The sequence below is a fragment of the Geomicrobium sp. JCM 19038 genome (assembly GCF_000698125.1).
Lineage (GTDB): Bacteria > Bacillota > Bacilli > Bacillales > Marinococcaceae > Geomicrobium_A.
In genome coordinates, this window is the sequence record NZ_BAXA01000001.1 from 203,146 (window position 1) to 228,476 (window position 25,331).

Genomic DNA, 25,331 nt, shown 5'->3' on the forward strand with positions numbered 1-25,331 from the left:
GAAAATGGAATATTTTCATGATTGGGTAACAACACTCATCGTATTTTTATTGTTAGCAATTATTTTGGAATTGCTATTACCAACGTCAACGATGAAGCGTTATGCGGACCTTGTTCTTGGTCTTATGATGATCGTACTTCTTTTGCAACCGGTCTTTGACCTCGTTCATACAGACCCTTCAGAGTGGTTTGATTTAAATGGATTTTCATTTTACGAAGGAGCAACTGAAATGGAAAATAAAATAAATCAAGAGAAAAGAGAAATACAAGCCGCACATGATGCATATATCTCAGAACAAGTAGCTGCTCGTCTTAGCAGTGAAGCACAAGCAGAACTTGAAGGAGAGTTCGACCTGTCCTTTCGCGCAATTTCTGTACATGAAGGAGGGATCAACGTCTTAGTAAGTGATGCGGATGACCAAAGAAATGCGTCCGTTGCAGCAATCGAACCGGTAAAAGAAGTAACAGTCAATGCGCATGAAACTGTAGAAGAGACAGTAGATGAGGATTCAATACTAAGCGAAGTGCGTGCTCGCCTTGCAGAAATTTGGGAGGTTGATGAGCAAATGATACAAATCAGCCTTGAGGAGGAGGGGCTGAATGGCTAATAAGGACACTTCAAAATTCAAAGAATTGCTCAGCCAATCATCAAATGGCCCGAAAAAAATCCGGTGGTATTACATCGTAGGACTTATCGTTCTTGGGCTATTGCTTATGATGATCGGGACAAGTGGTGACGATGAAGATGATGGAATGATGCAAAGTGATGAAGTTCAAAATGAACCGGTTGCAAAAAATACTGAACAATCCAAACCGTCAGCGAATGCTGCGACCGAATTTCAACTCATTGAACAAGCTTATGGGGAACAGTTGCAACAAGCACTAGAAACCATTGACGGAATCTCAAACGTAGACGTCGTCGTTAATGTGAAAGAAACCGAGAGCAAAGTGTATGAGAAGGATCGCAGCATCCGTCAACAAACGACGGATGAAGCAGATACAGAAGGTGGAAACCGTACGCTTGATGAAGGAACAGAAGAAGAAACGCTCGTTCTCGTTCAACAAGGGGGAAGTGAAGAACCGCTTCTGATCCGTGTAGATAAGCCAGATGTTACTGGAGTTCTAGTCGTTGCTAACGGGGTTGAGAGCATGCAAAGAAAAGAATGGGTAATAGAGGCGGTTACAAGAACGTTAGACGTTCCTGCTCACCGCGTATCTGTAATGCCTAAACAACTTGGAAAGGATGAGTGATTTGGTTTTGAAAAAACAAACAGTTTGGTTGTTAACGATGTTAAGTTTAGTTGCAGTGCTAGGAGTTTACTTCTTTGGGCCACAAAGCCCAACGACGCAAGAAGCGTCACTGATTAACGATAATCAATCGTTAGAGGATTTCGAAGGTGAACTTTGGGAGCAATATTTAGAAGAAAACCCAGATCAAGCTGTCGTCGTTGAAGAGTGGAATGGTGAAATCGAAGGTGTAAATGAAGATGAGCAGCTGACGATGAAGGAAATGAAGAAGGAAACGAAGAAACGGACAGTGTCGATGTTGCGGCAGGATTAGATGGAAGTGAAACGTTTAGTGCTTTACGAATCGAACGTGAAGAAGCGCGTAGCGAAGCACGTGAAGCGAATACGAATACCATTGCTTCAAGTGACACGACTACTGAGCAAAAAAATAGTGCTCATGAACAAAACGAAGCGCTTCAAAAAATTAGCGAGCAAGAATCAAACCTTGAACAACGCATTGCAGCACAAGGATATGAAGATGTACTCGTAATGAGTGACACGGAGGAAGTGAAAGTTTTTGTTCAAACAGAAGAACTTTCTAAAGCTGAAGTTGTAGAAATTAATCGCATTGCACAAGAGCAAATCGGTAATCGTTCTGTAGCAGTTTCTTACCATATGAATCAATAATAGAAAAGGGGAATCATTCGATCAATGATCGATGATTCCCTTTTCTTGTGATCGTTTTTCCCTAACAGGTGAAATCGCTCATCTATCGTGATATAATCAACTGATGACAAACCCTTGTAATGGTTAGAAGTTAGGAGATGGCACTTCATGGAATGGAACGACTTAACAGAAGGTGCAAAGTCAATACTAGAACAAACACGAAATTTAAAAAACGACAACATTCAAATCGTAGAATTTGAAGTTGGTTATGTGGAAGAGGCAACAGAGGAAAACCCTCACCCTGTTTCGATTCAAGAAGAAGATTATGATAGCTTAAAGCGATATACAAAAGAAAACGAATATGATGAGAGTTATCATATGGCAAGAAACAAAAACATCGTGAAGATCATTTTACTTGAAACGAAGAAGATTCCAGACAATCTCTCGGAATACCCAGTGTTCAGACATTATCGAATGGACCGTTTGCGTGAAGAGCAAGAGAAACAGCTTGAAGAACAGTCTAGTGAACAAGAGTAATGATTAGGAGGGCGACACGATGAATGAATATCAACTACTTGACCTTGAAGAACAAGAGAACGATTTAGGCAAGGTAGAAATTTCACCAGAAGTTATTGAAGTCATTGCCGGATTAGCTGCATCAGAAATTGAAGGTGTATCAACGTTAAGAGGCAACTTTGCATCGGACGTTGCCGAGCGTTTTGGTAAGAAGATGCACGGTAAGGGTGTAAAAGTAGAGCTTGGAGAAGAAGGTGTAACGATTGATGTTACCGTTGTAGCATATTATGGAATTTCTGTTCCAGATGTTGCAATTAAAGTTCAAAAGAACATTCAGCAAGCGCTTGAGACGATGACAGCCATTGCGCTTGAGAGCATCAATGTGCATGTCGTTGGCATTCACTTTGAGAAAGAAGAAGAAGCGAATGAAGCATTTGTACCCGAGCGTCTATCAGAATAATACGCTCGCAAATAAAGGAGTAAAGCATGAATCGTAGATGGGCAAGAGTTCGAGCTGTACAAGCTCTTTTTCAAGTTGAAATGACAGGCGTAAACTGGAAGGAAGCTCTCCGGTTTGCGCTTGATGAAGATGAAATTAGTGATGAGTATTTAGACGACGTGATTCCAGGCACGTTAGATAATCTTGACGTCATTGATGCACAAATCAAAGAACAGCTGCAGCATTGGACAGTTGAACGATTAAACAATGTCGACTTCGCCGTGCTTCGCTTAGCAGTGTACGAATTGATGCATCGAGATGATATTCCACCTCACGTAACGCTAAACGAAGCGATTAACACTGCGAAAGCATTCGGTGAGGAAGAAGCAGGCCGATTCGTAAACGGAGTGCTTGCGACGATCTTAAAGAACTATCCAAAAGAGGCGGGAAGTCAAAATGACAGCGAACCTGATCGACGGTAAAGAGATAGCTAAAACAACAAGATCTCGTATTAAAGAAGAAGTTGAGCAATTGATTGAGCAAGGAACAACACCTTCTTTGACAGTAATTCTTATTGGAGACGATCCCGCGTCTCATAGTTACGTTAAAGGCAAAGAGCGGGCATGTGAACAAGCCGGCATTACGTCTGTCGTTAAAAGACACCCGGAGTCATATACAGAAGCCGAGCTCGTGGAAGAAATTCGTACGCTAAACGAGGACTCCTCTGTACATGGCATTCTCGTGCAGTTACCGTTACCTAAACACATCGATGAGACTGTCGTACTCGATGAGATTTCCCCTCATAAAGATGTTGACGGTTTTCATCCTGAAAATGTCGGACAACTTCTTTCTGGTGGCGAAGGATTCGTGCCGTGCACACCCCTTGGTATTATTGAAATGCTCAAGTTAACAGGTGTTGAAATTGAAGGCAAACATGCGGTCATTGTTGGACGAAGTAACCTTGTAGGTAAGCCTGTAGGGCAGCTTTTGCTCAATGAAAACGCAACGGTCACGTATTGCCATTCAAAAACGAAAGACTTGTACAAACATACACGAGATGCAGATATTCTTATTGCAGCTGTAGGTAGACCACAAATGATCGGTGTTGAAGGAATTAAACCAGGAGCATGTGTCATTGATGTTGGTGTTAACCGCGTTGATGGAAAGTTAATCGGTGATGTGCAATTCGATGAAGCGAAAGAAATTGCTGGCTGGATTACACCCGTACCAGGTGGTGTCGGCCCAATGACAATCACGATGCTTCTACACAACACAGTGCTTGCAGCTAAAAGGTTGGGTCGCTGTAATGACAGAACATAAGCATCAATCCGTCTCACAAGTTACTAGACAAATCAAGACGTTACTTGAAACGAGTCCTTCATTGGAGCACGTATTCATTTACGGTGAGATTTCAAACTTTAAACATCATAGTCGTGGGCATATGTACTTCACGTTAAAAGACGATCGAGCGCGAATTTCTGCTGTTATGTTTGCAGGAAATAATCGCGCTTTACGTTTTCAGCCAGAAAATGGCATGAAAGTGTTCATTACAGGCAATATATCGGTGTATGAACGTACGGTCAGTATCAATTATATGTGAAGCAGATGGAGCCAGATGGAATTGGTCAACTTTATCTTGCTTATGAACAATTAAAAGGCAAATTGGAGCGAGAGGGTTATTTTGATCCCATGTTAAAAAAGCCATTGCCTCGTTTTCCTAAAGAAATTGCCGTTGTAACTTCGAAAACGGGCGCGGTTATTAGAGACATTTACACGACGATCAAACGCCGTTATCCAATTGCTTCCATTACACTTTATCCTGTAGCTGTTCAAGGACCTAATGCGGTTCCATCCATTATTCGTGCGTTAATACAAGCAGACCAAAGTCAAGCAGATGTTATTATCGCTGGTCGTGGAGGAGGTTCCATCGAGGAGCTTTGGGCATTTAATGATGAAGAGCTTGTGAAGACAACGCATTCATTAAACACGCCGATTATCTCAGCCGTTGGCCATGAAACCGATGTGACATTGCACGATTTTGTGGCGGACGTTCGTGCCGCTACGCCGACAGCAGCTGCTGAGCTTGCCGTTCCTTCTTTACAAGAATGGAACGATAAATTACTCGTTAACCATCGACGGTTACAAAAAGCCATGGACCAACAACTCGTTAGTAAAAGAGATCGGTTACGTCGTTTTCAATCTTCATATGCCTTTAAATACCCTGCGCAACTTTTACGTCAGAAAGAACAAGAGCTTGATCGTTCGTTAGAACAGTTAAATCGCGCAACAAAGCGACTTGTAACAGAACGTAAACAGTACGAAGAACAGTTACTTAATCGCCTTAAACGGGTAAACCCATATGAGCTGTATCAACAAAAATCAGAAGCGTTACAACACTTAGATGACAAACTGCACCGTGCCTTAAAACATCAGTACTCTGACAAAGCAAATCGATATGATCAATTGATTGCAAAGTTAACGATTCTTAATCCGTTAGGTACGCTCAAGCGTGGGTATTCAGCGACGTATTCTAACGAAGAACTCGTTACAAAAGCAGCCGATGTGAGTGTTGGCGACTCGATCACCGTTCATGTGCAAGACGGTCAGATTGAAGGTGTTGTCAAAGAAATACGAAACAACCCTGACGGGATGTTGAAAGGAGTAGAACACCGTGACGAATCAAACAACCAATGATGAGAAGCTGACATTTGAACAAGCAATGACGTCTCTTGAAGAGATCATTAATCAATTAGAAGCAGGCGATGTCCCGCTTGAAAAAGCGATTGATATGTACCAACAAGGCATGACACTGTCAAAACAATGCCATGAACAACTCCAACATGTTGAAAAGAAGATGGACCAAATCGTCAATGAGGATGGGGAAGTAGAGGCTTTTCAAATGAGTGAGGAGGATCGCACGTGACCAATACTGCGGTTGAGCGCTTACTACAGGAGCATGTGCCTGTTATAACGAAAACGATGATTGATCACATTGAAAGTATTGATTGCCCAAAGCAAATTAAAGAAGCGATGCTTTATTCGTTAAACGCAGGAGGAAAGAGGATCCGCCCAATTCTGCTCGTTGCCACTGCAAAAAGTTATGGCAATGTATCACAAGCGGCATACAACGTCGGAGCAGCACTGGAAATGATTCACACCTATTCACTTATCCATGACGACTTGCCGAGTATGGATGATGATGATTATCGTAGAGGCAAACCGACGAACCATCGTGTGTATGGTGAAGCGTTTGCGATTCTAGCAGGTGACGCTCTTCTAACAGAAAGCTTTGCACTCATTAGTTCAATCGCTGAAGATGAAATGACTCCTCGTGACTTATTATGGCTCACGAAGCGCTTATCTGAAGCGAGTGGAGCTCGTGGAATGGTTGGCGGTCAGGTTGAAGACATTGAGGGTGAAGACCGCTCATTAACTCTTTTAGAACTTGAATGGATTCATCGCCACAAAACCGGTGCACTCCTAGAATTTGCAGTGGAAGCTGGAGGAGTGATCGGTCAAGCACCAGAAAGAGACCTTGAATACCTTCGTTCATTTGCGAAACATTTAGGTCTTGCTTTCCAAATTAAAGATGATATTTTGGACATTGAAGGTGATGAAGCACTGATCGGTAAGCCAACGGGTAGTGACACCTCTAATAAAAAGAGTACGTATCCGAGCTTGTTAACACTAGAAGGTGCAAAAGAGAAACTCAATCAACATATCACCACTGCAGAAGATGCGCTAGAGCGGTTGTCGATTGAGGCAGATGATCTATTACAAATTCTTCATTACGTTGCAAAACGTGACCGATAAACGTGTAAACTCTTTTCGTTGGCTTTTTCGATTAAGAAAAAGTACAATAAAGGACAACACATGGATTGTTAAGGATTGAAGAATACTAACAAATCATCGCTGATTTTATAAAGAAAGTGGGGATAAGGCATGAATTTAGAAGCCATTCAAGATCCCGAGTTTTTAAGAAGTTATTCGACGAAACAATTAAAAGAACTTGCAACTGAGATACGTTCATTTCTCGTGAACAAATTATCCGTTACTGGTGGACATTTAGGTCCAAACCTTGGAGTTGTCGAACTGACGTTAATGCTCCATAAAATGTACGAAAGTCCAAAGGATAAATTTCTGTTTGATGTCGGTCATCAAGCATACGTTCATAAGATTTTAACGGGTAGAGCCGATCGTTTTGACACGCTAAAACAATACCAAGGCTTATGCGGGTACCCAAAAATGACTGAAAGTGAGCATGACGTTTGGGAAGCTGGTCATAGCTCGACATCACTTTCCGCTGCAATGGGAATGGCACTTGCACGTGATCTTAAAAAAGAACAGTTCCATGTCGTTCCTGTCATTGGTGATGGTGCGTTAACTGGTGGAATGGCCCTTGAGGCGCTTAACCATATCGGTCATGAACAAGTGGATTTGACAGTCGTTCTTAACGACAATGAAATGTCCATTGCTCCAAATGTCGGTGCGCTTCACAACATTTTAGGACGACTCCGTTCAAATGGTGGATACAAACGTACGAAAGAAGACTTGGAGTACTTAATCAAGAAGATTCCAGCACTTGGTGGTCCAATCTCGTCTACTGCAGAGCGTCTTAAAGATAGTTTAAAGTACTTGCTATCAAAGGGAATGTTCTTTGAAGAAATGGGCTTTACGTATTACGGACCAATTGATGGCCATGACTTTGATGACCTTCATCGCCATATTCAATACGCTAAGAAGACAAAAGGCCCCGTCATTTTGCATGTGCTCACGAAAAAAGGAAAAGGTTACGAACCAGCGGAACTCGACGCTAGTGGTGCGTGGCATGGACCTGGTCCTTACGCCATTGAATCTGGAGATATGCAAAAGAAGTCAGGACCTCCAGCTTATAGTGCAGTATTTAGCGATACGGTCGCAAAGATTGCAGAAACAGACGAGCGTGTTGTTGCAATTACAGCAGCAATGCCAGGTGGTACGAAATTAGACCGATTTGCGAGCAAATTCCCTGACCGTATGTTTGACGTAGGAATTGCGGAACAGCATGCAACGACGATGGCTGCAGGTATTGCAACGCAAGGGTTAAAGCCGGTGTTTGGTGTGTACTCTACGTTTTTACAACGGGGCTATGATCAGCTCGTACACGATGTATGTAGACAAAATTTAAATGTCATTTTCGGAATCGATCGCTCAGGTCTTGTTGGTGGTGACGGAGAGACACATCAAGGTGTATTTGATATCAACTATATGCGCCACCTCCCGAACATGAAGATTCTAATGCCTAAAGACGAAAATGAATTGCAGCATATGATCTACACGGCGTATAAGAACGATGATGGTCCAATGGCTGTTCGTTACCCTCGTGGTAATGGATATGGTGTTCATATGGACGAAGAGTTACAAGCTGTACCGGTTGGGCAATGGCCAGTCGTTAAAGAAGGTAGCGATGCTGTCATTTTAGCTTTTGGAACGATGCTTCCATTAGCAGAAGAAGCAGCAGAGTACATGGAACAAAACGGTGTTTCAGTGCGTGTTGTGAATGCAAACTCTGCAAAGCCGCTTGATGAAAAGCAACTCCGTGAAATTGGGGAAGAAGGCTTACCGATTTTAACGATTGAAGAAGCAGCTTTACTTGGAGGCTTTGGAAGTGCTGTGCTTGAGTTTTTACATGACGAGCAACTTGCATCGATGCCAGTGAAGCGAATGGGAATTCCAGATCGTTACATTGAGCATGGCAGTGTCGGCTTAATCTATGAAGAACTTGGGTTAACGACTTCTGAAGTGATTAATGAATTGAAACAGTTAATCCCTAGCAAAATGAAAAGAGCGTAACCATGGCGAATAAAAAAGAACGTGTAGACGTGCTGCTCGTCGAACGAGACTCGTCGATACACGGGAAAAAGCGAGACGGTCAATTATGGCTGGTCTCGTTTATTCTGATTTTGAACGAATTGATAAGCCCGGCACGAAAATGGACACGTCAACGACGCTTTATGTAAAAGGCGAAGAATGTGCATATGTAAGTCGCGGTGGACTAAAACTAGAAAAAGCCATCCAATCATTTAATCTTAATCTAACGGATCAGTTAATATTAGATGTTGGGGCATCAACGGGTGGATTTACCGATTGCGCCTTACAAAATGGTGCAAAAGAAGTCTATGCCGTTGATGTAGGATATAACCAGCTTCATTGGAAACTCCGTTCTGATGAGCGGGTGCATGTGATGGAACGAATGAACTTTCGGTATGCGGATGCGGAAGATTTCACGAGTGGCCAACCTGATTTTGCGGTTTGTGATGTTTCCTTTATCTCGCTAAAACATATTTTTCAGCCGATGGCGCGCATTCTAAAAGAGACCGGTCAAGCAGTCGTTCTCATTAAGCCACAATTTGAAGCTGGTCGTGAAGAGGTTGGTAAGAAGGGGATTGTTCGTGATGCGAAAATCCATAAACGTGTTATTCAAGAAGTGATTGATTTTGCTTTTTCGAATCAACTGTATGCGAAAGGTCTAGACGTCTCTCCGATTACAGGTGCAGGTGGGAATGTAGAATTCTTACTTTACCTGTCTAAAGTGCCAACTTCTAACCAAATAACGGATCAATTGATCAATCAAGTAGTACAAGATGCGCATAAATGATGTTCATTGTTGACGATTGTTGTTTAATTATACAATAATCGGTATAATCATCAATGAAAGTCAAACATGAAGGTGCAACTTGTACTTTCTTGTGTCAAGGAGGAAGGCAATCGTGACTAAAGGACAACGACACGTTAAAATTAGAGAGTTAATAAATACAAAACCAATTGATACGCAAGAGGAACTTGTGGATGAATTAAAAGCAGCGGGCTTTAACGTTACACAAGCGACCGTTTCAAGAGACATTAAAGAATTGCATCTTGTAAAAGTGCCAACGCTTGAGGGGCATTACAAATATAGCTTACCAGCAGACCAACGATTTAACCCAGAACAGAAGCTACGCCGGAATTTGTTCGATAGTTTTGTCAGCATCGACCAAGCGAGTCATTTCATTATCATGAAGACGTTACCTGGGAATGCGCAAGCGATTGGTTCCCTTATTGATCATTTAGATTGGGACGAGATTATGGGGACTGTTTGTGGGGACGATACGATCTTAATGATCTGCAAAGATCCCGAACAAGCACCTGTCGTATCATCCAAGTTTTTAGAGATGTTGTAAAAGGAAGTAGGTGTAGTCATGATTGAGGAGTTGACGATCCGTAATTTTGCGATTATCGATGAACTTTCTTTGTCTTTTTCGACTGGACTGACCGTATTAACAGGAGAAACGGGTGCTGGTAAATCGATTATTATCGATGCACTAGGTCTGTTAGCAGGTGGACGTTCATCTGTAGACTTTGTCCGATATGGTAGTCAAAAAGCCGAAATTGAAGGGCTGTTTCGAGTGACAAAGCACCATCCAGTTATCGACATATTAGATGAAGCCGGCATTTCAATCGAAGATGAAATGGTCATTATCAAGCGAGAGATTAATGATAAGGGCAAAAGTACGTGTCGAGTGAATGGTCAACTTGTGACACTAACAATGCAAAGAGCCGTTGGTCAGACACTAATTGACATTCACGGTCAACATGAACATCAAGAGCTGTTACAAATGGACAAGCATAGTCACATGATTGATACGTATGCCGGAGGCGATTTGCAAGCGACGAAGGATCTCTATCAACAATCATTTCGCGAGTTGCAAGAGATTCAAGCTGATTTAAAACGACTAAGAGATAATGATCGGGAAAATGTTCAGAGACTCGATTTAATTCAGTACCAGTTAGAAGAAATTCAAAACGCGAACGTCAATGGATCTGAAGATGAAGAACTAGAACGAGAGCGTTTTAAATTGGCGAATATGGAGAAGCTTTTTTCTCAATTACAACAGGCATTTGAATCTTTATACGGCGAGAGTAGTGGGCTTGAGAGTATTCGAGAAGCGATGATCTCTCTTAATGAAGCTGCTGCAATAGACAAAGAATTAAGTGATCTTGATGAGTCACTCTCTTCGAATTTTTATTTATTAGAAGAAGTGACGTTTGCTCTTCGAGATCATTTGGAGCAGCTCGACTTTGATCCTGAACGACTCAATGAAATCACAATTCGTCTTGATGAATTAAACCAACTAAAGCGTAAATACGGTTCAACATTGCAAGACGTTATAGAGTACGCAAAAAACATTGAGGATGAATCACAAGAGCTTATGCATCTTGACGAACGTATTTCTCAGTATGAAACGCGTTTAAACGAAGTTGGTATTCAAGCGGTACATTTAGCGAAAGAATTATCAACGAAGCGCAAAAACGCGGCGACACAATTATCGTCTGCGATCGAGAAAGAACTTCAAGATTTGTATATGGAAAAAACGACATTTTCAGTTCAATTCAAAAATCATTCACGAGGCTTGACGGTTCAAGCAGATGATCAAGAAGTGGTTCTCTCAGAAGATGGTGCTGAGCGTTTAGAGTTTTATCTATCACCGAATCCGGGGGAACCAGAAAAATCATTAGCCAAAGTTGCTTCTGGTGGTGAGATTTCAAGAATTATGCTTGCGTTAAAGCGTATTCTAACAAATCAAAGCGAGCGAACGTCCCTCATATTTGATGAAGTTGATACGGGCGTGAGTGGTCGAGTTGCTCAAGCGATTGGCGAAAAGATTTATGCGATCTCTTCACAATCACAAGTGCTCTGTATTACACATTTGCCTCAAGTTGCTGCCTTAGCAACAACGCACCTCTACATTCAAAAGCAAGAAGATGAAGGGCGTGTTTCAACATCTGTGACGGAGCTTAACAATCGTTCACGTGTCAATGAAATTGCCAGAATGTTATCAGGAGCAGAAGTGACGAAGAAAACGAAGGAAAGTGCAGAAGAATTGTTACAATTTGCTCGCACACATTAGGTATCATAGGTTTATTCACAACGTGAAGAACTTTTCTTTTTGTAAAACCGACCAATAAAGGTCGGTTTTTTTGTTGTTTGGCAGTTATATAAACGTCTCGTCACGGCAACATTATAAGTACGTACAAAACGTACGCGGGAGTAAGGAGTGTGAGACGATGTGTTGAATGATTGGGTAAGAAAAACAGTAGGTATCCTACTTTTAATAGCCCTTGTTGCTGTTTTATTTATAGAACCTGTTCAACAATGGACAGAACTGCCGGATGAAGTCGTTTCTGTATCTACAGGTGAGACAAAGCTTGAGATCGAGGGAACGATTCCTGCAAGCTTCGCTGTACAAGGGGAAGATGAAGAAGCAGTTACGGTCTCTACTGGTACCGTACCAATAAAGAAAATCACAAAGCTTGATCGACCTCATATTGACGTCGTACCAGGGGGACAGTCAATTGGAGTACGATTAAGCGCAAAAGGTGTTCTCGTCGTTGGTTTTCACCTTATTGAAACTGGGGAAGGTGAATCTTCACCTGCGGAAGCTGCAGGCATCAAAAAAGGAGATATCATCGTAAAATTAAATGAGCAACCAGTTGAAGATATGAGAGAAGTGACGTCCATTTTGCGTAACCCAGACCCAGCGACGTCGATTCAAGTAGAACTCATTCGAAATGGTAAAGTTATAACCAAAACGATCGATCGAGCGATGGAAGCATCTGAAGGGCATAAGCAATTAGGCATGTACATTCGTGATTCAGCAGCAGGAGTTGGAACGATGACGTTCTATGAACCTGTTACAGGACGATACGGGGCCCTTGGACATGTAATTTCAGACATTGATACCAAAGAGCCTGTGGCCATACATGAAGGTGAGATCGTTCGATCTTCTGTCCGCTCAATTTCAAAAGGGAAAAATGGTGTTCCTGGCGAAAAACAAGCTTCGTTAACGACGACAAATGATGTCCTCGGTACGATTACGAAAAACAATGCTTTCGGTATTTACGGATTGTTGCACGACTATCATGATTTAACGAATGAAGGTCAGAATGCAGTTCCTGTTGGTTATGCTGAAGAAGTTGAAGAAGGACCAGCAAAAATATTAACGGTCGTAGAAAACGAGCAAGTAGAAGAGTTTGATATTGAAATCATTCGATCATCACCACAAAACACGCAGCAACAAAGATGATCATCCGAATTACTGATGAAGAGTTACTAGAACGTACGGGTGGAATCGTTCAAGGCATGAGTGGTAGCCCGATCATCCAAAACGGCAAATTAATAGGGGCAGTTACCCACGTATTCGTAAATGATTCGACTTCTGGATATGGTTCCCATATTGAATGGATGCTTCAAGAAGCAGGCGTTACGCTTGAAGAGATTGAAGAAAAGGCTAGCTAAATAGCAGCCTTTCCATTCTACATAAGATTATTCGACAGTATACGTCATTTCATGCGCATTACCATGAAACGTGTAGCTATTTGCAAAATATAAAAGGAATTTACTAAATATCATTGATTTTCTGTATTTTTGAAGGATAATCGCACTTAAGGGAGAAATTTACAACTACCAAACGAATATTAGATGTCATAGAGGAGGCATAATGTTGGATACAATTAAAGTGTGTATTGCCGACGACAATCGTGAACTCGTACAAATGCTTGAGGAATATGTGAACAACCAAGCAGATATGGAAATTGTGGGGGTCAGTTATAACGGACAAGAATGTATTGAATCCGTTGTTGAACATCAACCTGATGTTTTAATATTAGATATTATTATGCCTTATCTTGATGGGCTTGCTGTGCTAGAAAGGTTGCAACAGAAGTCTTTAAGTAAAAGACCGAAAATTATGATGCTTACCGCTTTTGGGCAAGAAGAAGTAACGAAAAAAGCAGTCAATTTAGGCGCATCCTATTATATCCTCAAGCCATTTGATATGGAAGTCTTAATTGATAAAATCCGCGACCTTAGTGGACAAGCAACACCACAAATGGGCATGTCACACGGTGGTCGTACACATACGGCAATAAAGCAACCGACGGTTAATTTAGATCAACGCATTACGAACATCATACATGAAATTGGCGTGCCTGCTCATATAAAAGGGTATATGTATATGCGTGAAGCGATTACGATGGTGTATAACGATATCGAATTATTAGGGTCAATTACGAAGGAACTGTATCCTGATATTGCTAAGAAGTTCAATACGACGGCTAGTCGAGTTGAACGAGCGATTCGTCATGCCATTGAAGTGGCCTGGAGTCGAGGAAATATTGATTCCATCTCTCACTACTTCGGGTATACGGTTAGCATGTCTAAAGCGAAACCTACTAACAGTGAATTCATCGCGATGGTCGCTGACAAGCTTCGGATTGAACATAAAGTAAGCTAAAGAACATGAATATTTATGAAAGTTGCATACTAGATTCTTGGTATGCAACTTTTTTTTGGATGATAAACGTCATTTGCCTCTTCTCTCTAATTGCTCCTACTATGAATCGACAATTTGATTCCGGGAATAGTAACCGTAAGAAGTGAGATAAGGGGGACTTGGTGATGAGAGTTGGAGCGTTAGAAGGAATTGCTTGTTGTGTAACGACGAATCGAAGAGACGACATTCGTGAACGGGCAATTATTATAATTAATGAGCGGAATTTCACTGAAAAAAGAGCCGGGGATTTTTGTCGCGACAAGTGAAAGCAGTTATTAATATGAAAACGTCTCACACTGGTGAAAAAGTAACGAGTGGTGTCGAGCGACTAGTAAACAACGGCATTCCTGTTTTCGACGTGTCACAACCAACGAACATTGAACAACTTAAAAGCAACCATAAAATACGCATTGTCAGTAAACAGCTTTACGTGCGACAAATTGGGAAGTGGGAAAACGTCGCAAGTGTAAAAACGTACGACATTGAAATGGTTGATCAATTAAATGAACTTGCCGAGAAAAAGGCGAATGAGTCCTACCATAAACGAATGGTTAATGAAATTGATAAGATGAAATCTCAAGTTGAGCGAGTAGCAGCATTTTTTGCGGATGAAAATGTTCGTCATGACCAGGGATATCGCCCGATTTGGATCGTCGAACGTTATAGCAAGCTTAATGAAGACCTTGCCATACTTAAGCGGTTTATGAAAAGACAAAATCCTTACATTGTCGCGATTAATGATAGCTATGAGGATTTAATCAAACGAGGATTAAAACCGGACGCCTTATTCGGCACAGAGTCACAAATGGATCAAAGCATGATTCAAGACGTTTTAGAGAAACAGCGGAAGTTATGTTTTACAAAAGGGGTCTCCCGAAATAAAGAGTGTGACCAAATGATAAATCTCGGTTCTGACCTTATTTCAGCAATTGCTTACGGCTTGAAACGTACAAAAGGAGCAGTGTTCTATTTAGGGGAAGTGGAAGAAGAAGAGCGTGCTCAGTATGTGCTCGTTGAAGCGTGGAATAAAAACCGAGTTTTTCATCTCCAAGCAGCGGCTGCGATGTTTCGAAGCCGCTTGGAAGAAGATCCGTTGCATTGGATGATGACGAGGCATTCGATGCTAGGAGCAGACGGATGGATTTAATCATTCGTCGCTTCTTTGTTTTTTAGGAAACGGTCGGCAACTTTTCCGTTTTTCTTGTCACGGTGAAAAATGAAGCCACCAATAAAGCCAAGACCTAGTATAAATAAAAGTAACCCGCTTATAAATTGCAACGTTAAATTTGGAAACGGGAATAGTTGAACATTAAAGATAACATCTCTCATCCATTTAATCCCAACACCAGCTAAAAATACAGGAATGAGAAGAACGATTAAAGCGACAAAACGCAAGAAAGGCACCTACTTTCACGTTTATTCCGTTATTAGTTTAGCATACATCCAACCGTTTATGTTGACGAGGGTGCATGACTTCTGACATTTTAAAGAACTTAAACAGTTTTTGAAATCTACTACTTAATCCTACCAAATGTGAGAGAATTTATCGATTTTAGAAGGAATAGCTGGCAAACTTGAAGAAGCTCACTAAAAGAACAAAATATTTTATTGTTAGATTTTCTAACGAATGTTTGTAAGATACTTACAAGTGGAATGAGTTCTACAAAGATTGTAGCGCGTCAACGCATTATTACAAGCGCTTGGCATGGTGAGTAATAACTTATATGATGAAGAAGAACAAAGATGCGTTGGAAAGATCGTGCAATCTGAGCAAGAATATGCAATAATTTCCCAATGGAATCTCATCTCCGTGTTAACGTTTAAGACGTTTGAAAGTACACGTGTAGTAGAGGTGAAGAGGAGGATGAATGATGGAATTGTTTCACGAGATGTTTCAAGATAATTACGAGCAGGTTATTTTTTGCCAAGAGAAAACATCTGGCTTAAAGCGATTATCGCGATCCACGATACAACACTTGGGCCGGCACTTGGCGGTACGAGAATGTGGAATTATGATAACGAAGAAGATGCACTTCGTGACGTCTTGCGCCTTTCCAAAGGAATGACGTATAAAAACGCTGCCGCAGGATTGAATCTTGGTGGTGGAAAAGCAGTCATTATTGGTGATGCAAGAACCGATAAAAACGAAGGCATGTTTCGTGCATTTGGTCGTTACATTGAAGGGCTTAGCGGTCGTTACATTACTGCTGAAGATGTAGGAACAACAGAAGCAGACATGGATACAATTTATCAAGAAACTTCATATGTCACTGGGAAATCAAAAGCATTTGGTTCAGGTGGTAATCCTTCGCCTGTGACGGCTTATGGCGTGTATGTAGGGATGAAAGCGGCTGCCAAAGAAGCGTTCGGTACAGATTCATTAGAGAACAAACGAGTGGCTGTTCAAGGCGTAGGGAATGTATCGTTTGAGTTGTGCAGATACTTACATAAAGAAGGTGCACAATTAATCGTAAGCGATATTTATGAGCCTTCTGTTAAGCGTGCAGTCGATGCTTTTGGAGCTGAAGTTGTAAATGTTAATGACATTTATGATGTGGAATGTGATATATTTGCACCATGTGCACTTGGAGCTGTCATTAATGATGACACGATTGGTCGTTTGCGTAGTAAAGTAATTGCAGGTGCTGCAAACAATCAATTAAAAGAACAACGACACGGTGACCTGCTTCATGAAAAAGGTTTTGTTTACGCACCAGATTACGTCATTAATGCTGGTGGAGTCATTAACGTATACGATGAATTACTCGGTTATGATCGCGATCGCGTCATGAAAAAGGTAGAAGGTCTATTTGATTCCATGACGAAAGTGTTTGATGTGTCAAAACGAGACAAGACCCCATCTTATAAAGCTGCGGATCGTATGGCAGAAGAGCGTATTGCGAGTATCGGAGCAGTTCAAAAATCCTATCTAAAGTAAGGGAGGAGGATTTTTATGTCTTTAAATTATGACCTGGTCATTATAGGTGCTGGTACAGGGGGTACGTAGCTGCAATTAAAGCAGCTCAACTCGGAAAAAAAGTAGCGATCGTTGAAGCGAAAGAGCTTGGTGGTACGTGTTTACATCGTGGCTGTATTCCGAGCAAGTCCCTCCTAAAAAGTGCAGAAATCTATCGTACTGTGAAACACTCTGAGACATTTGGTGTGATAAGTGAACGTGCTACGGTTGATTTCGCTAAAGTCCAGTTACGCAAAGAAGCGGTCGTTCAACAACTACACAAAGGTATACAGTCATTACTTAAGAAGCATAAGATTTCAATTTATGAAGGGTACGGAAGAATGTTAGGTCCGTCAATCTTTTCACCGAGTGCTGGAACCGTATCAGTTGAAATGAACGATCGCTCAGATAATATCATCTTAATCCCGAAACAAGTACTTCTTGCGACAGGTTCAAAACCAAGAATGTTGGATGGGTTACCTAAGCAAGACGAAAATGTTTTGACGAGTGATGAAGCATTGCAATTAGAAGAGTTGCCAGCTTCTGTAGTCATTATCGGTGGCGGAGTGATTGGTGTAGAGTGGGCATCGATGCTTGCTGACTTTGGTGTAGAAGTTACGATTGTTGAAAATGCCAAACAAATTCTCATCAATGAAGATGAAGACATCTCAAAAGAGATGACAAAGCAACTGCAAAAAAAGGGGATTGTCATTCATACGAGTGCATCACTAGATGTTGACTCTTTTGAAAGTGATCCGTCTAACGTTCGGATCGACGTGACGAAAGAGGGGGAAACGTTCACGCTTCAAGCGAATAAATTGTTTGTAAGCATTGGGCGAACGGCAAATATCGACGACATTGGGTTAAAAAACACAGACATTGAAGTTGACAAAGGAAAGATTGTTGTTAACGAGTATTTACAAACAAAAGAAGAACATATATACGCCATCGGTGACTTGATCAAAAGTCCAGAGCTAGCCCATGCAGCGTCACATGAAGGAATCACAGCGGTACGGCACATGGATGAACAAGAAAACGTCCAACCGATCAGTGAGAATCACATTCCACGTTGCATCTATAGCGCACCAGAAGTCGCTTCTATTGGCTTAACCGAAAGAGAAGCGGATGCGAAAGGCTATACCGTTGCTGTTGGAAAAGTTCCGTTCCAAGCGATCGGTAAAGCACTGATTAACGGTAACCATGAAGGATTTTGTAAGGTCATAGTAGACCGTACAAGCCGGGACGTATTAGGAGTACACATCATCGGTTCACAAGCGACAGAATTGATTAGTGAAGCGGCTCTAGCTATGGTTGTTCAAGCAGCTGACATTGAAATTGGGGAGACCATTCACCCCCACCCGACTTCATCAGAGGTGTTAAAAGAAGCCGCTCTTCAAGCGATCGATGGTGCAATTCACGTTTAATGAAAGGGTGAAGGAAATGCACAAACATGAACGAGCAGGACTACAAAAAGATGATTTACTTTACATGTATCGCACGATGCTTACCGCCCGAAAAATTGATGAACGGTTATGGCTATTAAACCGAGCAGGGAAAATTCCCTTCGTCATCTCTTGTCAAGGACATGAAGCGATGCAAGTAGGGGCTGGTATGGCACTTGAACGTGGGAAAGACTATTTACTGCCGTATTACCGGGATCTTGCGATGGTTGTTCATTTCGGGATGACGATTGAAGATATTATGATGAGTAATTTTGCAAAAGAACAAGACATTAACTCTGGTGGTCGACAAATGCCAGGTCATTATGGCAGTAAAAAACTAGGGATCGTAACAGGGTCTTCTCCTGTAACAACGCAAGTCGTTCACGCTGCAGGTTACGCGCTTGCAGGCAAGATGGAAGGCAAAGATTTTGTCTGTTTGACGTCATTTGGCGAAGGATCATCAAACCAAGGTGATTTCCATGAAGCAGCTAACTTTGCGGGCGTTCACCGTCTACCTGTTATTTTCTTTTGTGAAAACAACCATTACGCCATCTCTACTCCACTAGATCGTCAACTTTCGTGTGCAAACGTGTCAGATCGTGCTAAAGGGTATGGCATGCACGGGGAGACGATTGATGGAAATGATCCAATTGCCGTTTATACAGCAGTGAAAGCCGCAGTTGAACGAGGAAGAAATGGCGAAGGACCTTCATTGATTGAAGCTGTGTCGTATCGATTAACCCCGCACTCAAGTGATGACAATGAATCGACGTATCGGGAAGCTGATGAAGTCACTGAAGCAAAAGGAAGAGACTCGATCACGACATTTGCCCAGTATTTAAAAGAACTCGGTTTCTTCACAGATGAAGACGAACAAGCGATGCATGATGAAATCCAAGCAGCTATTGATGAAGCGACAGATGCTGCTGAAGCAGCTAAATATGCGAGTCCAGAGTCGGCATTGCTTCACGTCTACGATCAGTAAAGGAGGGGACAATGATGGGTACGATGAATTTTTTACAAGCAATTAACCTTGCGCTGAAAGAAGAAATGCATCGAGACGAAAAAGTATTTATTCTTGGAGAAGATGTCGGTAGACGTGGCGGTGTATTTCTTGCAACAGAAGGGTTATATGAAGAGTTCGGAGACCGTGTGCTCGATACACCGTTAACAGAGTCAGCGATTGCTGGTGTCGGAATTGGTGCAGCGATGTATGGGATGAGGCCTGTCGCTGAAATGCAATTTGCTGATTTTATGTTGCCGGCTGTGAATCAAATCGTTTCAGAAGCGGCGAAAATTCGCTACCGCTCAAACAATGACTTTCACGTGCCGATGACGATCCGAGCTCCGTACGGTGGTGGAGTACATGGGGCGTTGTATCATTCTCAATCGCTCGAAGCGATGTTTAACAGCATTCCTGGGTTAAAAGTCGTCATTCCTTCATCTCCGTACGATGCGAAGGGACTTTTAAAGGCTGCCATCCGAGATGAAGACCCTGTGTTGTTTTTTGAACATAAACGAGCGTATCGTCTTTTAAAAGGAGACGTTCCAGAAGAAGACTACGTCATTCCGATTGGAAAAGCGAACGTTGTACGAGAAGGCGATGACGTAACGGTTATTACGTACGGGTTGTGCACACATTACGCTCAGCAAGCAGCAGCCGCTTTAGAAAAAGAAGATATCTCAACGCACGTGCTTGACTTGCGCACAGTCTATCCGATGGACCGGGAAGCAATTGTAGAGGCAGCCAAGAAAACAGGCAAAGTGCTACTCGTGACCGATGATAATAAAGAAGGCAGCGTATTAAGTGAAGTGGCAGCGATTATCGCGGAAGAATGTTTGTTTGATTTGGATTCACCCATTCAACGTCTAGCTGCGCCTGATGTGCCTGCAATGCCTTATGCATCACCACTTGAGAAATATTACATGGTTACAAAAGACAAAGTTGAGTCTGCAATTCGTGATCTGGCACAATTTTAGGAGGTCATTATGGCAAAAGAGATCTTAATGCCGCAACTTGGTGAAAGTGTGACTGAGGGTACAATTGATCGCTGGCTCGTTAAACCAGGAGACACGGTCAAAAAATATGACCCTCTTGCAGAAGTGACTACGGATAAAGTAAACGCAGAAGTTCCGTCGTCTTATAGCGGGACGGTTAAAGAGCTCGTTGTTGAAGAGAATGTAACGGTTGCAGTTGGCGATTTAATTGCGTACATCGACAGTGACGATGAAGATCGTTCTGATAAAGAGGCCGACTCGTCACAAAAAGAAGAACAGCAAGGTCAAAAAGAAGAACCTTCAGACGCTGAACCTTCTATGAAGGCTCGTTATTCACCTGCTGTCCTTTTGCTCGCGAATGAACATAACGTTGACTTGAAACAGGTCAAAGGTACAGGACGAGCAAATCGGATCACGAAAAAAGACGTCGAGCAATTTGTTGCAAACAAACCAGCGTCAAACGCTGAACCAGAACAGGCGATTGAAAACGAAACAAAGCCGTCTGTACAATCGTCTCAACCAGAAACATCGGTTACTGCAGGGGAGAAAGTACCTGTGACAGGTGTTCGTAAAGCAATTGCAAAGAACATGGTACAAAGTGTACAAGAAATTCCGCACGCCTGGACGATGGTTGAAGTGGATGTAACAAATCTCGTTCGCTATCGTAATGAAGTAAAGGACGCTTGGAAAGAAAAAGAAGGGTACACGTTAACGTACATGCCGTTCTTTATGGAAGCAGTCACACAGTCACTTCAATCGTTCCCGCAGCTTAATTCTTCATGGGAGAATGACTATATTGTCTATAAGAAAGATATTAATCTATCGGTTGCGATTGCTCATGATGAAGCACTTTATGTTCCGGTCATCCACAAAGCGGATGAATTAAATCTAAAAGGCTTGGCGAAAAACTTACAGCAACTCTCACAAAAAACAAAATCAAAGCGCTTAGAAAGTCGTGACATGCAAAACGGTACGTTTACAATCAACAATACGGGATCATTCGGTTCAGTTCAGTCGGTGCCAATTATCAATCGCCCCCAAGCAGCTATTCTATCGGTAGAGTCGATTGTGAAGCGTCCTGTTGTGAAAGACGACGATAGCATTGCCATACGTTCGATGGTAAATTTATGTTTGTCAATTGACCACCGCGTTCTTGATGGACTCATTGCAGGTCGCTTCCTTCAAGACGTAAAATCACGTTTAGAAGGATTCTCAAAAAAAGATTTGAGCTAGGCGTTTGAGTTTTTCCCTCGAAATCGTTACAATTATAGTTGAATTTAAAGCTAGGGTGACAATTCCCGTTGAGTTGAATGGACTTAAGCTTTGAAACCATGGAGAAGGGGGCACAACTTAATGGAATTCCAATATTTTATGAATGATGTTGTCAACGCAGCACGTGAAGAAATGTCTGAAGCAGGCTATGAACATTTACGTTCTGTAGAAGATGTAGACCAGACGTTACAAGAAGAGGGTACAACGCTCGTAATGGTAAACTCTGTTTGTGGATGTGCAGGAGGCATTGCTCGTCCGGCAGCCGCATACATGAGAAATTACGAAACGAGACCAACTCGTTTCGCTACAGTATTTGCAGGTCAAGATCGTGAAGCAACAGAACACGCACGTTCTTACTTCAAAGGATACGGTCCGTCATCACCATCTTTTGCACTCGTTAAAGATGGCGAAGTGAAAATGATGGTAGAGCGTCATGAGATTGAAGCCACGAGCCGATTGAAGTCGTTCAAAAGCTAGAAAAAGCCTTTGACGAGTATTGTAAATAATCTTCTGGAAGCCGCTTCCTAAACAAGCGGCTTCCGCTATGTATGAACATTGTTTAATGAGGAGTAGAGATCATGATTGATGAATTGTATGAAAAAGTTCAAGATTACTTAAACATGGAAGAAGAAATTGATTTTAAAGAGTTCCAAGCTTACTACAAAAAGGTTACGGATTATCTTCAAGCTGAAGGGCAGAACTTCGATGAAGACAAGCTTTGGAAAGGCTTATTAATCGTTGAAAGCATTGCCTCAAACGCATCGAACCGTGCGAAAGAAATTCGCAAAGGTCCTGAAGTGAAAAAGTACAAGCGTATGAACGAACGTATGAAGCTTTGGGCTCAAAACTTCACCAAGCGTCTTGCTGAACTTGGATACACAGACGAAGACATTAACGAACGCTTTCACAAAATGCTTGAAGAGCGTGAAGAAGCAAATAAAGATTCATAATGTCGTTGACAGACTTTCTTATATTGCCATATAATATAAGTTGTCTGTTCAACATGCGCCTATGGTGAAAGGGATATCACGCGAGATTCCGGTTCTCGTATTCCAGGTTCGAATCCTGGTAGCGCGCCAATCATAACCGTTCACCTTTCCTGGTTGGAAAGGTTTTTTTTATTTATGAGTTCATCGTAATTGTGGAATGCTAATGGTGAGGAGGTGTGTTCGTGTTTTTTGGATATCGTACGTTTAAGACGGCAGTTGGGGCAGGGCTTGCAATCTTTATCGCGCAATGGTTAGAGTTAGAGTTTTTTACAGCGGCAGGGATTATTACTGTCCTTTGTATTCGAGCGACGAAAAAGGGCTCTTTAGAAAAGGCATGGAAGTTGTTACTAGCTTCTGTTACCGGGTTACTCTTCGCGATGGTGATCTTTGAACTGTTCGGTTATCATCCGCTGTCTTTAACAGTATTGTTACTCTTATTTATTCCTACGCTATTAAAGATCAAGGCGATTGACGGTATTGTAACGAGCATTGTTATTTTACTACATATTTATACGATTGGTACGGTAACGTGGGAACTGTTTCTAAACGAATTATCCCTCATCCTGATCGGTATTACCGTTGGTCTTGTCATGAACTTGTATATGCCGAGCATTGACCATCAAATCTATGATGATCAAATTGAACTTGAATACCAATTTCAACGAATATTACAAGAGTATTCTAGGTACTTGCGTGATCATTTGGACGATTGGGATGGTAAGGAAATTACAAAAGCAAGTGCACTTATTGAAGAAGGAAAAGCAAAAGCGATGCGAACGATTGATAATCATTTTTTACGGCATGATGATTACTTTTATAATTATTTTGCAATGCGAGAGAAACAATTTATCATACTAGAGCGTATACTTCCGTTCATATCAGGTGTTACTCCTACGGATGAGAGTAAGAAACTTGCAAGCTTTCTTGATCGCTTAAGTGCCGCTGTGAATCCAGGGAATACGGCGCAGCAGTTTATGAATGAATTAGACGATTTAAATGAGCAGTTTCGTTCACATGAATTGCCGAAAACTCACGATGAGTTTGTGACGCGGGCGGGCCTTTTCTATATTATTCATGAGTTAGAGCAATATTTAGAGATAAAACAGAACTTTCTTCCCGACGATCAAAGAACGAAGATGATAAAGTTTAAGAAAAAAGCGTATAGACGAAAGTAATCAGAGAAAAGTAAAGAAGAAGACAAATAAGGTTGTGATCACATGTTAACTTCTTTCATTCTCCTGATTTTAAGCATTCAATCACCACTTTGGCCGATGGATATTGAGCCTGAACGTGGAGATCCCTTTATTATTATGAACAAGGCGACAAACGAATTGGCGTTTTTTCAATACGGAGATTTACTTGAGTTGTATGATGTTGCAAGTGGTAAAGAACCCGAATTAACGCCAGAGGGAACGTTTACGGTCGTCGTGAAAGCAGAAAACCCTTATTACCGAAAATCAGACATTATCGGTGGTGCTCCTACGAACCCACTCGGGACGAGGTGGATCGGTTTTGATGCACTAGAGACCGATGGACGGATCTTTGGAATGCATGGCACCAATGAACCAGAGAGCATTAAACAGTATGTTTCTAATGGCTGTATTCGTATGCAGAATGAGCAAGTGGAGCAATTATATGATGATGTGCCACTCGGAACGAAGATTTGGATTACATCTAAGGTTGATAAAACGATTCTAGAGCTAGGTGCTGAAGTTGGCATTGTGCGTAGTAGTTCAGCAAAAAGCGGACAGTGACGTTTGGTCACTGTCCGCTTTTGTTACTTCGTATTCATTAGATGAAAGAGGCTGCTCCTGCAAGGAATGTTCCGACTACAAGAACGAAAATCATCGTATAAATAATGATCTTTTGGAAAATACGTTTGCGAGGCATTACTTGATCCCTCCACCAAAAAAGTTTCGCTAACTCTATTGTATCTCGAACAGCGTATTCCAACAAGTTGATTTTTTAAAAAGAACAGATATAGTTAGACTATGAGATGTAAAGGGAGCGGTAATTGTGGAGATCGATCAACTAAACCGGAAAACACAAATTGATTATCCGAGAAATAAAAAAGCAAAAGTAGCGTCAGATGGGAGGGCGACAAACTTCAAACAGATGCTTGAAGTAAAACATAACAATCATTCAAGAGAACAGTTAAAAGAACAATTACGAGAAATTGAACGGCAAGGATACAGACTGCATGAGCAACAAACGTTACAACAATTGAAACGTTACCAAAAACTAGTACAATCATACATAAGCGTAGTCGTGCAAGATGGGTATGAGCTCCAGCAACGATTTGGACTTAGCCACAATGGACATTCTAAGCAGTATACGATCGTCTCACAGATTAATGATGCCGTAACATTACTCGGAGAGGAAGTATTGCACCAAGAAGATCGTAGACTGCATATACTAGAACAAGTCGATTACATTCGCGGTCTATTGCTAGATTTACACGGGTAGAGAGGGGTTT

At 41.8% G+C, this 25,331-nt stretch carries 24 protein-coding genes, 1 tRNA gene and 7 pseudogenes; 30 read left to right on the forward strand and 2 right to left on the reverse strand.

From position 1 onward, the window contains the following. Positions 1–4 precede the first annotated feature (4 nt). The 19 genes and pseudogenes from spoIIIAF (at position 5) to JCM19038_RS01200 (ending at position 15,345) form a co-directional block, all read left to right on the forward strand. Positions 5–607 (forward strand): stage III sporulation protein AF, encoded by a 603-nt coding sequence (gene spoIIIAF, locus JCM19038_RS20220; protein ID WP_052360901.1) that lies wholly within the window; start codon positions 5–7, stop codon positions 605–607. Further along, a complete protein-coding gene (gene spoIIIAG / locus JCM19038_RS01120; protein ID WP_042413631.1) occupies positions 600–1,250 on the forward strand; it encodes a stage III sporulation protein AG in 651 nt (216 codons plus the stop codon). Before spoIIIAF ends, spoIIIAG begins: the two co-directional genes overlap by 8 nt. Positions 1,251–1,257: 7 nt before the next feature. Then, entirely contained in the window at positions 1,258–1,560 is a 303-nt protein-coding gene (locus JCM19038_RS23225) for a hypothetical protein (protein ID WP_238554238.1), read from the forward strand. Between the two features lie 11 nt (positions 1,561–1,571). Then, a pseudogene (locus tag JCM19038_RS22550) lies at positions 1,572–1,913 on the forward strand (SpoIIIAH-like family protein); the annotation flags it as partial. Between the two features lie 147 nt (positions 1,914–2,060). Further along, entirely contained in the window at positions 2,061–2,429 is a 369-nt protein-coding gene (locus JCM19038_RS01135) for a hypothetical protein (RefSeq protein ID WP_042413637.1), read from the forward strand. A gap of 19 nt (positions 2,430–2,448) precedes the next feature. Next, positions 2,449–2,868, forward strand: a complete 420-nt coding sequence (locus tag JCM19038_RS01140) for an Asp23/Gls24 family envelope stress response protein (RefSeq protein ID WP_042413639.1) — start codon at positions 2,449–2,451, stop codon at positions 2,866–2,868. Between the two features lie 26 nt (positions 2,869–2,894). Beyond that, complete coding sequence (nusB, locus tag JCM19038_RS01145; protein ID WP_042359094.1) at positions 2,895–3,329, forward strand: transcription antitermination factor NusB; 435 nt, start codon at positions 2,895–2,897, stop codon at positions 3,327–3,329. After that, positions 3,304–4,167 (forward strand): bifunctional methylenetetrahydrofolate dehydrogenase/methenyltetrahydrofolate cyclohydrolase FolD, encoded by an 864-nt coding sequence (folD, locus tag JCM19038_RS01150; RefSeq protein ID WP_042413642.1) that lies wholly within the window; start codon positions 3,304–3,306, stop codon positions 4,165–4,167. The genes nusB and folD overlap by 26 nt, the downstream gene beginning before the upstream one ends. Next, a pseudogene (gene xseA, locus JCM19038_RS01155) lies at positions 4,154–5,541 on the forward strand (exodeoxyribonuclease VII large subunit). The gene folD and the pseudogene xseA overlap by 14 nt, the downstream one beginning before the upstream one ends. After that, entirely contained in the window at positions 5,519–5,770 is a 252-nt protein-coding gene (xseB, locus tag JCM19038_RS01160; RefSeq protein ID WP_255343319.1) for an exodeoxyribonuclease VII small subunit, read from the forward strand. Before xseA ends, xseB begins: the two are co-directional and overlap by 23 nt. Beyond that, on the forward strand, positions 5,767–6,660 hold the full coding sequence (locus tag JCM19038_RS01165) for a polyprenyl synthetase family protein (protein WP_042413646.1): 894 nt from the start codon (positions 5,767–5,769) through the stop codon (positions 6,658–6,660). Before xseB ends, JCM19038_RS01165 begins: the two co-directional genes overlap by 4 nt. Before the next feature lie 129 nt (positions 6,661–6,789). Continuing rightward, positions 6,790–8,679 carry a 1-deoxy-D-xylulose-5-phosphate synthase gene (gene dxs / locus JCM19038_RS01170; RefSeq protein WP_042413647.1) on the forward strand — a complete coding sequence of 630 codons (1,890 nt, stop codon included), beginning with the start codon at positions 6,790–6,792 and terminating at the stop codon, positions 8,677–8,679. A 2-nt stretch (positions 8,680–8,681) separates the two neighbouring features. Continuing rightward, positions 8,682–9,484 (forward strand): annotated as a pseudogene (locus JCM19038_RS01175) (TlyA family RNA methyltransferase). 112 nt (positions 9,485–9,596) lie between these two features. Next, the gene (gene ahrC / locus JCM19038_RS01180) at positions 9,597–10,046 is read left to right on the forward strand and encodes a transcriptional regulator AhrC/ArgR (RefSeq protein ID WP_042413650.1); all 450 of its coding nucleotides are present in this window, start codon (positions 9,597–9,599) and stop codon (positions 10,044–10,046) included. Between the two features lie 18 nt (positions 10,047–10,064). Next, a complete protein-coding gene (gene recN / locus JCM19038_RS01185) occupies positions 10,065–11,774 on the forward strand; it encodes a DNA repair protein RecN (RefSeq protein ID WP_042413653.1) in 1,710 nt (569 codons plus the stop codon). A gap of 159 nt (positions 11,775–11,933) precedes the next feature. Next, positions 11,934–13,162, forward strand: a pseudogene (gene spoIVB, locus JCM19038_RS01190) (SpoIVB peptidase). Between the two features lie 205 nt (positions 13,163–13,367). Then, the gene (spo0A, locus tag JCM19038_RS01195) at positions 13,368–14,159 is read left to right on the forward strand and encodes a sporulation transcription factor Spo0A (RefSeq protein ID WP_042414274.1); all 792 of its coding nucleotides are present in this window, start codon (positions 13,368–13,370) and stop codon (positions 14,157–14,159) included. Between the two features lie 164 nt (positions 14,160–14,323). After that, entirely contained in the window at positions 14,324–14,464 is a 141-nt protein-coding gene (locus tag JCM19038_RS22555; RefSeq protein WP_193745010.1) for a hypothetical protein, read from the forward strand. A 14-nt stretch (positions 14,465–14,478) separates the two neighbouring features. Then, positions 14,479–15,345 (forward strand): hypothetical protein, encoded by an 867-nt coding sequence (locus JCM19038_RS01200; RefSeq protein WP_042413657.1) that lies wholly within the window; start codon positions 14,479–14,481, stop codon positions 15,343–15,345. Here the strand turns inward: JCM19038_RS01200 and JCM19038_RS01205 are convergent. Continuing rightward, complete coding sequence (locus tag JCM19038_RS01205) at positions 15,342–15,593, reverse strand: DUF2627 family protein (protein WP_042413659.1); 252 nt, start codon at positions 15,591–15,593, stop codon at positions 15,342–15,344. The genes JCM19038_RS01200 and JCM19038_RS01205 overlap by 4 nt on opposite strands. A gap of 476 nt (positions 15,594–16,069) precedes the next feature. On the opposite strand from JCM19038_RS01205, the pseudogene JCM19038_RS01215 reads away from it, so the two are divergent. The 10 genes and pseudogenes from JCM19038_RS01215 (at position 16,070) to JCM19038_RS01260 (ending at position 24,609) form a co-directional block, all read left to right on the forward strand. Further along, positions 16,070–17,136, forward strand: a pseudogene (locus tag JCM19038_RS01215) (Leu/Phe/Val dehydrogenase). Positions 17,137–17,151: 15 nt separating this feature from the next. Beyond that, a pseudogene (gene lpdA, locus JCM19038_RS01220) lies at positions 17,152–18,578 on the forward strand (dihydrolipoyl dehydrogenase). Continuing rightward, on the forward strand, positions 18,559–19,581 hold the full coding sequence (locus JCM19038_RS01225) for a thiamine pyrophosphate-dependent dehydrogenase E1 component subunit alpha (RefSeq protein WP_042413666.1): 1,023 nt from the start codon (positions 18,559–18,561) through the stop codon (positions 19,579–19,581). The pseudogene lpdA and the gene JCM19038_RS01225 overlap by 20 nt, the downstream one beginning before the upstream one ends. Positions 19,582–19,595: 14 nt before the next feature. Beyond that, a complete protein-coding gene (locus JCM19038_RS01230; RefSeq protein ID WP_042413669.1) occupies positions 19,596–20,576 on the forward strand; it encodes an alpha-ketoacid dehydrogenase subunit beta in 981 nt (326 codons plus the stop codon). A gap of 9 nt (positions 20,577–20,585) precedes the next feature. Next, a complete protein-coding gene (locus tag JCM19038_RS01235; RefSeq protein WP_042413672.1) occupies positions 20,586–21,827 on the forward strand; it encodes a dihydrolipoamide acetyltransferase family protein in 1,242 nt (413 codons plus the stop codon). Between the two features lie 120 nt (positions 21,828–21,947). After that, positions 21,948–22,372: pseudogene (locus JCM19038_RS01240) on the forward strand (BrxA/BrxB family bacilliredoxin). 72 nt (positions 22,373–22,444) lie between these two features. After that, on the forward strand, positions 22,445–22,816 hold the full coding sequence (locus tag JCM19038_RS01245; RefSeq protein ID WP_052360907.1) for a hypothetical protein: 372 nt from the start codon (positions 22,445–22,447) through the stop codon (positions 22,814–22,816). A 55-nt stretch (positions 22,817–22,871) separates the two neighbouring features. Continuing rightward, positions 22,872–22,945, forward strand: a tRNA-Arg gene (locus tag JCM19038_RS01250). A gap of 92 nt (positions 22,946–23,037) precedes the next feature. After that, positions 23,038–24,030, forward strand: coding sequence for an aromatic acid exporter family protein (locus JCM19038_RS01255; RefSeq protein ID WP_052360908.1), 993 nt, complete (start codon positions 23,038–23,040; stop codon positions 24,028–24,030). 42 nt (positions 24,031–24,072) lie between these two features. Further along, entirely contained in the window at positions 24,073–24,609 is a 537-nt protein-coding gene (locus tag JCM19038_RS01260) for a L,D-transpeptidase (RefSeq protein ID WP_042413678.1), read from the forward strand. A gap of 37 nt (positions 24,610–24,646) precedes the next feature. Here JCM19038_RS01260 and prli42 read toward each other — a convergent pair whose 3' ends face one another. Beyond that, the gene (gene prli42, locus JCM19038_RS22170; RefSeq protein ID WP_152549301.1) at positions 24,647–24,745 is read right to left on the reverse strand and encodes a stressosome-associated protein Prli42; all 99 of its coding nucleotides are present in this window, start codon (positions 24,743–24,745) and stop codon (positions 24,647–24,649) included. Between the two features lie 126 nt (positions 24,746–24,871). Between prli42 and JCM19038_RS01265 the strand changes: the two genes are divergently transcribed. Continuing rightward, positions 24,872–25,321, forward strand: a complete 450-nt coding sequence (locus tag JCM19038_RS01265; protein ID WP_042413681.1) for a YaaR family protein — start codon at positions 24,872–24,874, stop codon at positions 25,319–25,321. Positions 25,322–25,331 lie beyond the last annotated feature (10 nt).

What these genes read in the sequence shown, in the direction of transcription:
- spoIIIAF (WP_052360901.1), top strand. Translation starts at nt 5, where the DNA reads ATGGAATATTTTCATGATTGGGTAACAACACTCATCGTATTTTTATTG.
- spoIIIAG (WP_042413631.1), top strand. Translation starts at nt 600, where the DNA reads ATGGCTAATAAGGACACTTCAAAATTCAAAGAATTGCTCAGCCAATCA.
- JCM19038_RS01135 (WP_042413637.1), top strand. Translation starts at nt 2,061, where the DNA reads ATGGAATGGAACGACTTAACAGAAGGTGCAAAGTCAATACTAGAACAA.
- JCM19038_RS01140 (WP_042413639.1), top strand. Translation starts at nt 2,449, where the DNA reads ATGAATGAATATCAACTACTTGACCTTGAAGAACAAGAGAACGATTTA.
- nusB (WP_042359094.1), top strand. Translation starts at nt 2,895, where the DNA reads ATGAATCGTAGATGGGCAAGAGTTCGAGCTGTACAAGCTCTTTTTCAA.
- folD (WP_042413642.1), top strand. Translation starts at nt 3,304, where the DNA reads ATGACAGCGAACCTGATCGACGGTAAAGAGATAGCTAAAACAACAAGA.
- dxs (WP_042413647.1), top strand. Translation starts at nt 6,790, where the DNA reads ATGAATTTAGAAGCCATTCAAGATCCCGAGTTTTTAAGAAGTTATTCG.
- recN (WP_042413653.1), top strand. Translation starts at nt 10,065, where the DNA reads ATGATTGAGGAGTTGACGATCCGTAATTTTGCGATTATCGATGAACTT.
- JCM19038_RS22555 (WP_193745010.1), top strand. Translation starts at nt 14,324, where the DNA reads ATGAGAGTTGGAGCGTTAGAAGGAATTGCTTGTTGTGTAACGACGAAT.
- JCM19038_RS01200 (WP_042413657.1), top strand. Translation starts at nt 14,479, where the DNA reads ATGAAAACGTCTCACACTGGTGAAAAAGTAACGAGTGGTGTCGAGCGA.
- JCM19038_RS01225 (WP_042413666.1), top strand. Translation starts at nt 18,559, where the DNA reads ATGGTGCAATTCACGTTTAATGAAAGGGTGAAGGAAATGCACAAACAT.
- JCM19038_RS01230 (WP_042413669.1), top strand. Translation starts at nt 19,596, where the DNA reads ATGGGTACGATGAATTTTTTACAAGCAATTAACCTTGCGCTGAAAGAA.
- JCM19038_RS01235 (WP_042413672.1), top strand. Translation starts at nt 20,586, where the DNA reads ATGGCAAAAGAGATCTTAATGCCGCAACTTGGTGAAAGTGTGACTGAG.
- JCM19038_RS01245 (WP_052360907.1), top strand. Translation starts at nt 22,445, where the DNA reads ATGATTGATGAATTGTATGAAAAAGTTCAAGATTACTTAAACATGGAA.
- JCM19038_RS01260 (WP_042413678.1), top strand. Translation starts at nt 24,073, where the DNA reads ATGTTAACTTCTTTCATTCTCCTGATTTTAAGCATTCAATCACCACTT.
- prli42 (WP_152549301.1), bottom strand. Translation starts at nt 24,745, where the DNA reads ATGCCTCGCAAACGTATTTTCCAAAAGATCATTATTTATACGATGATT.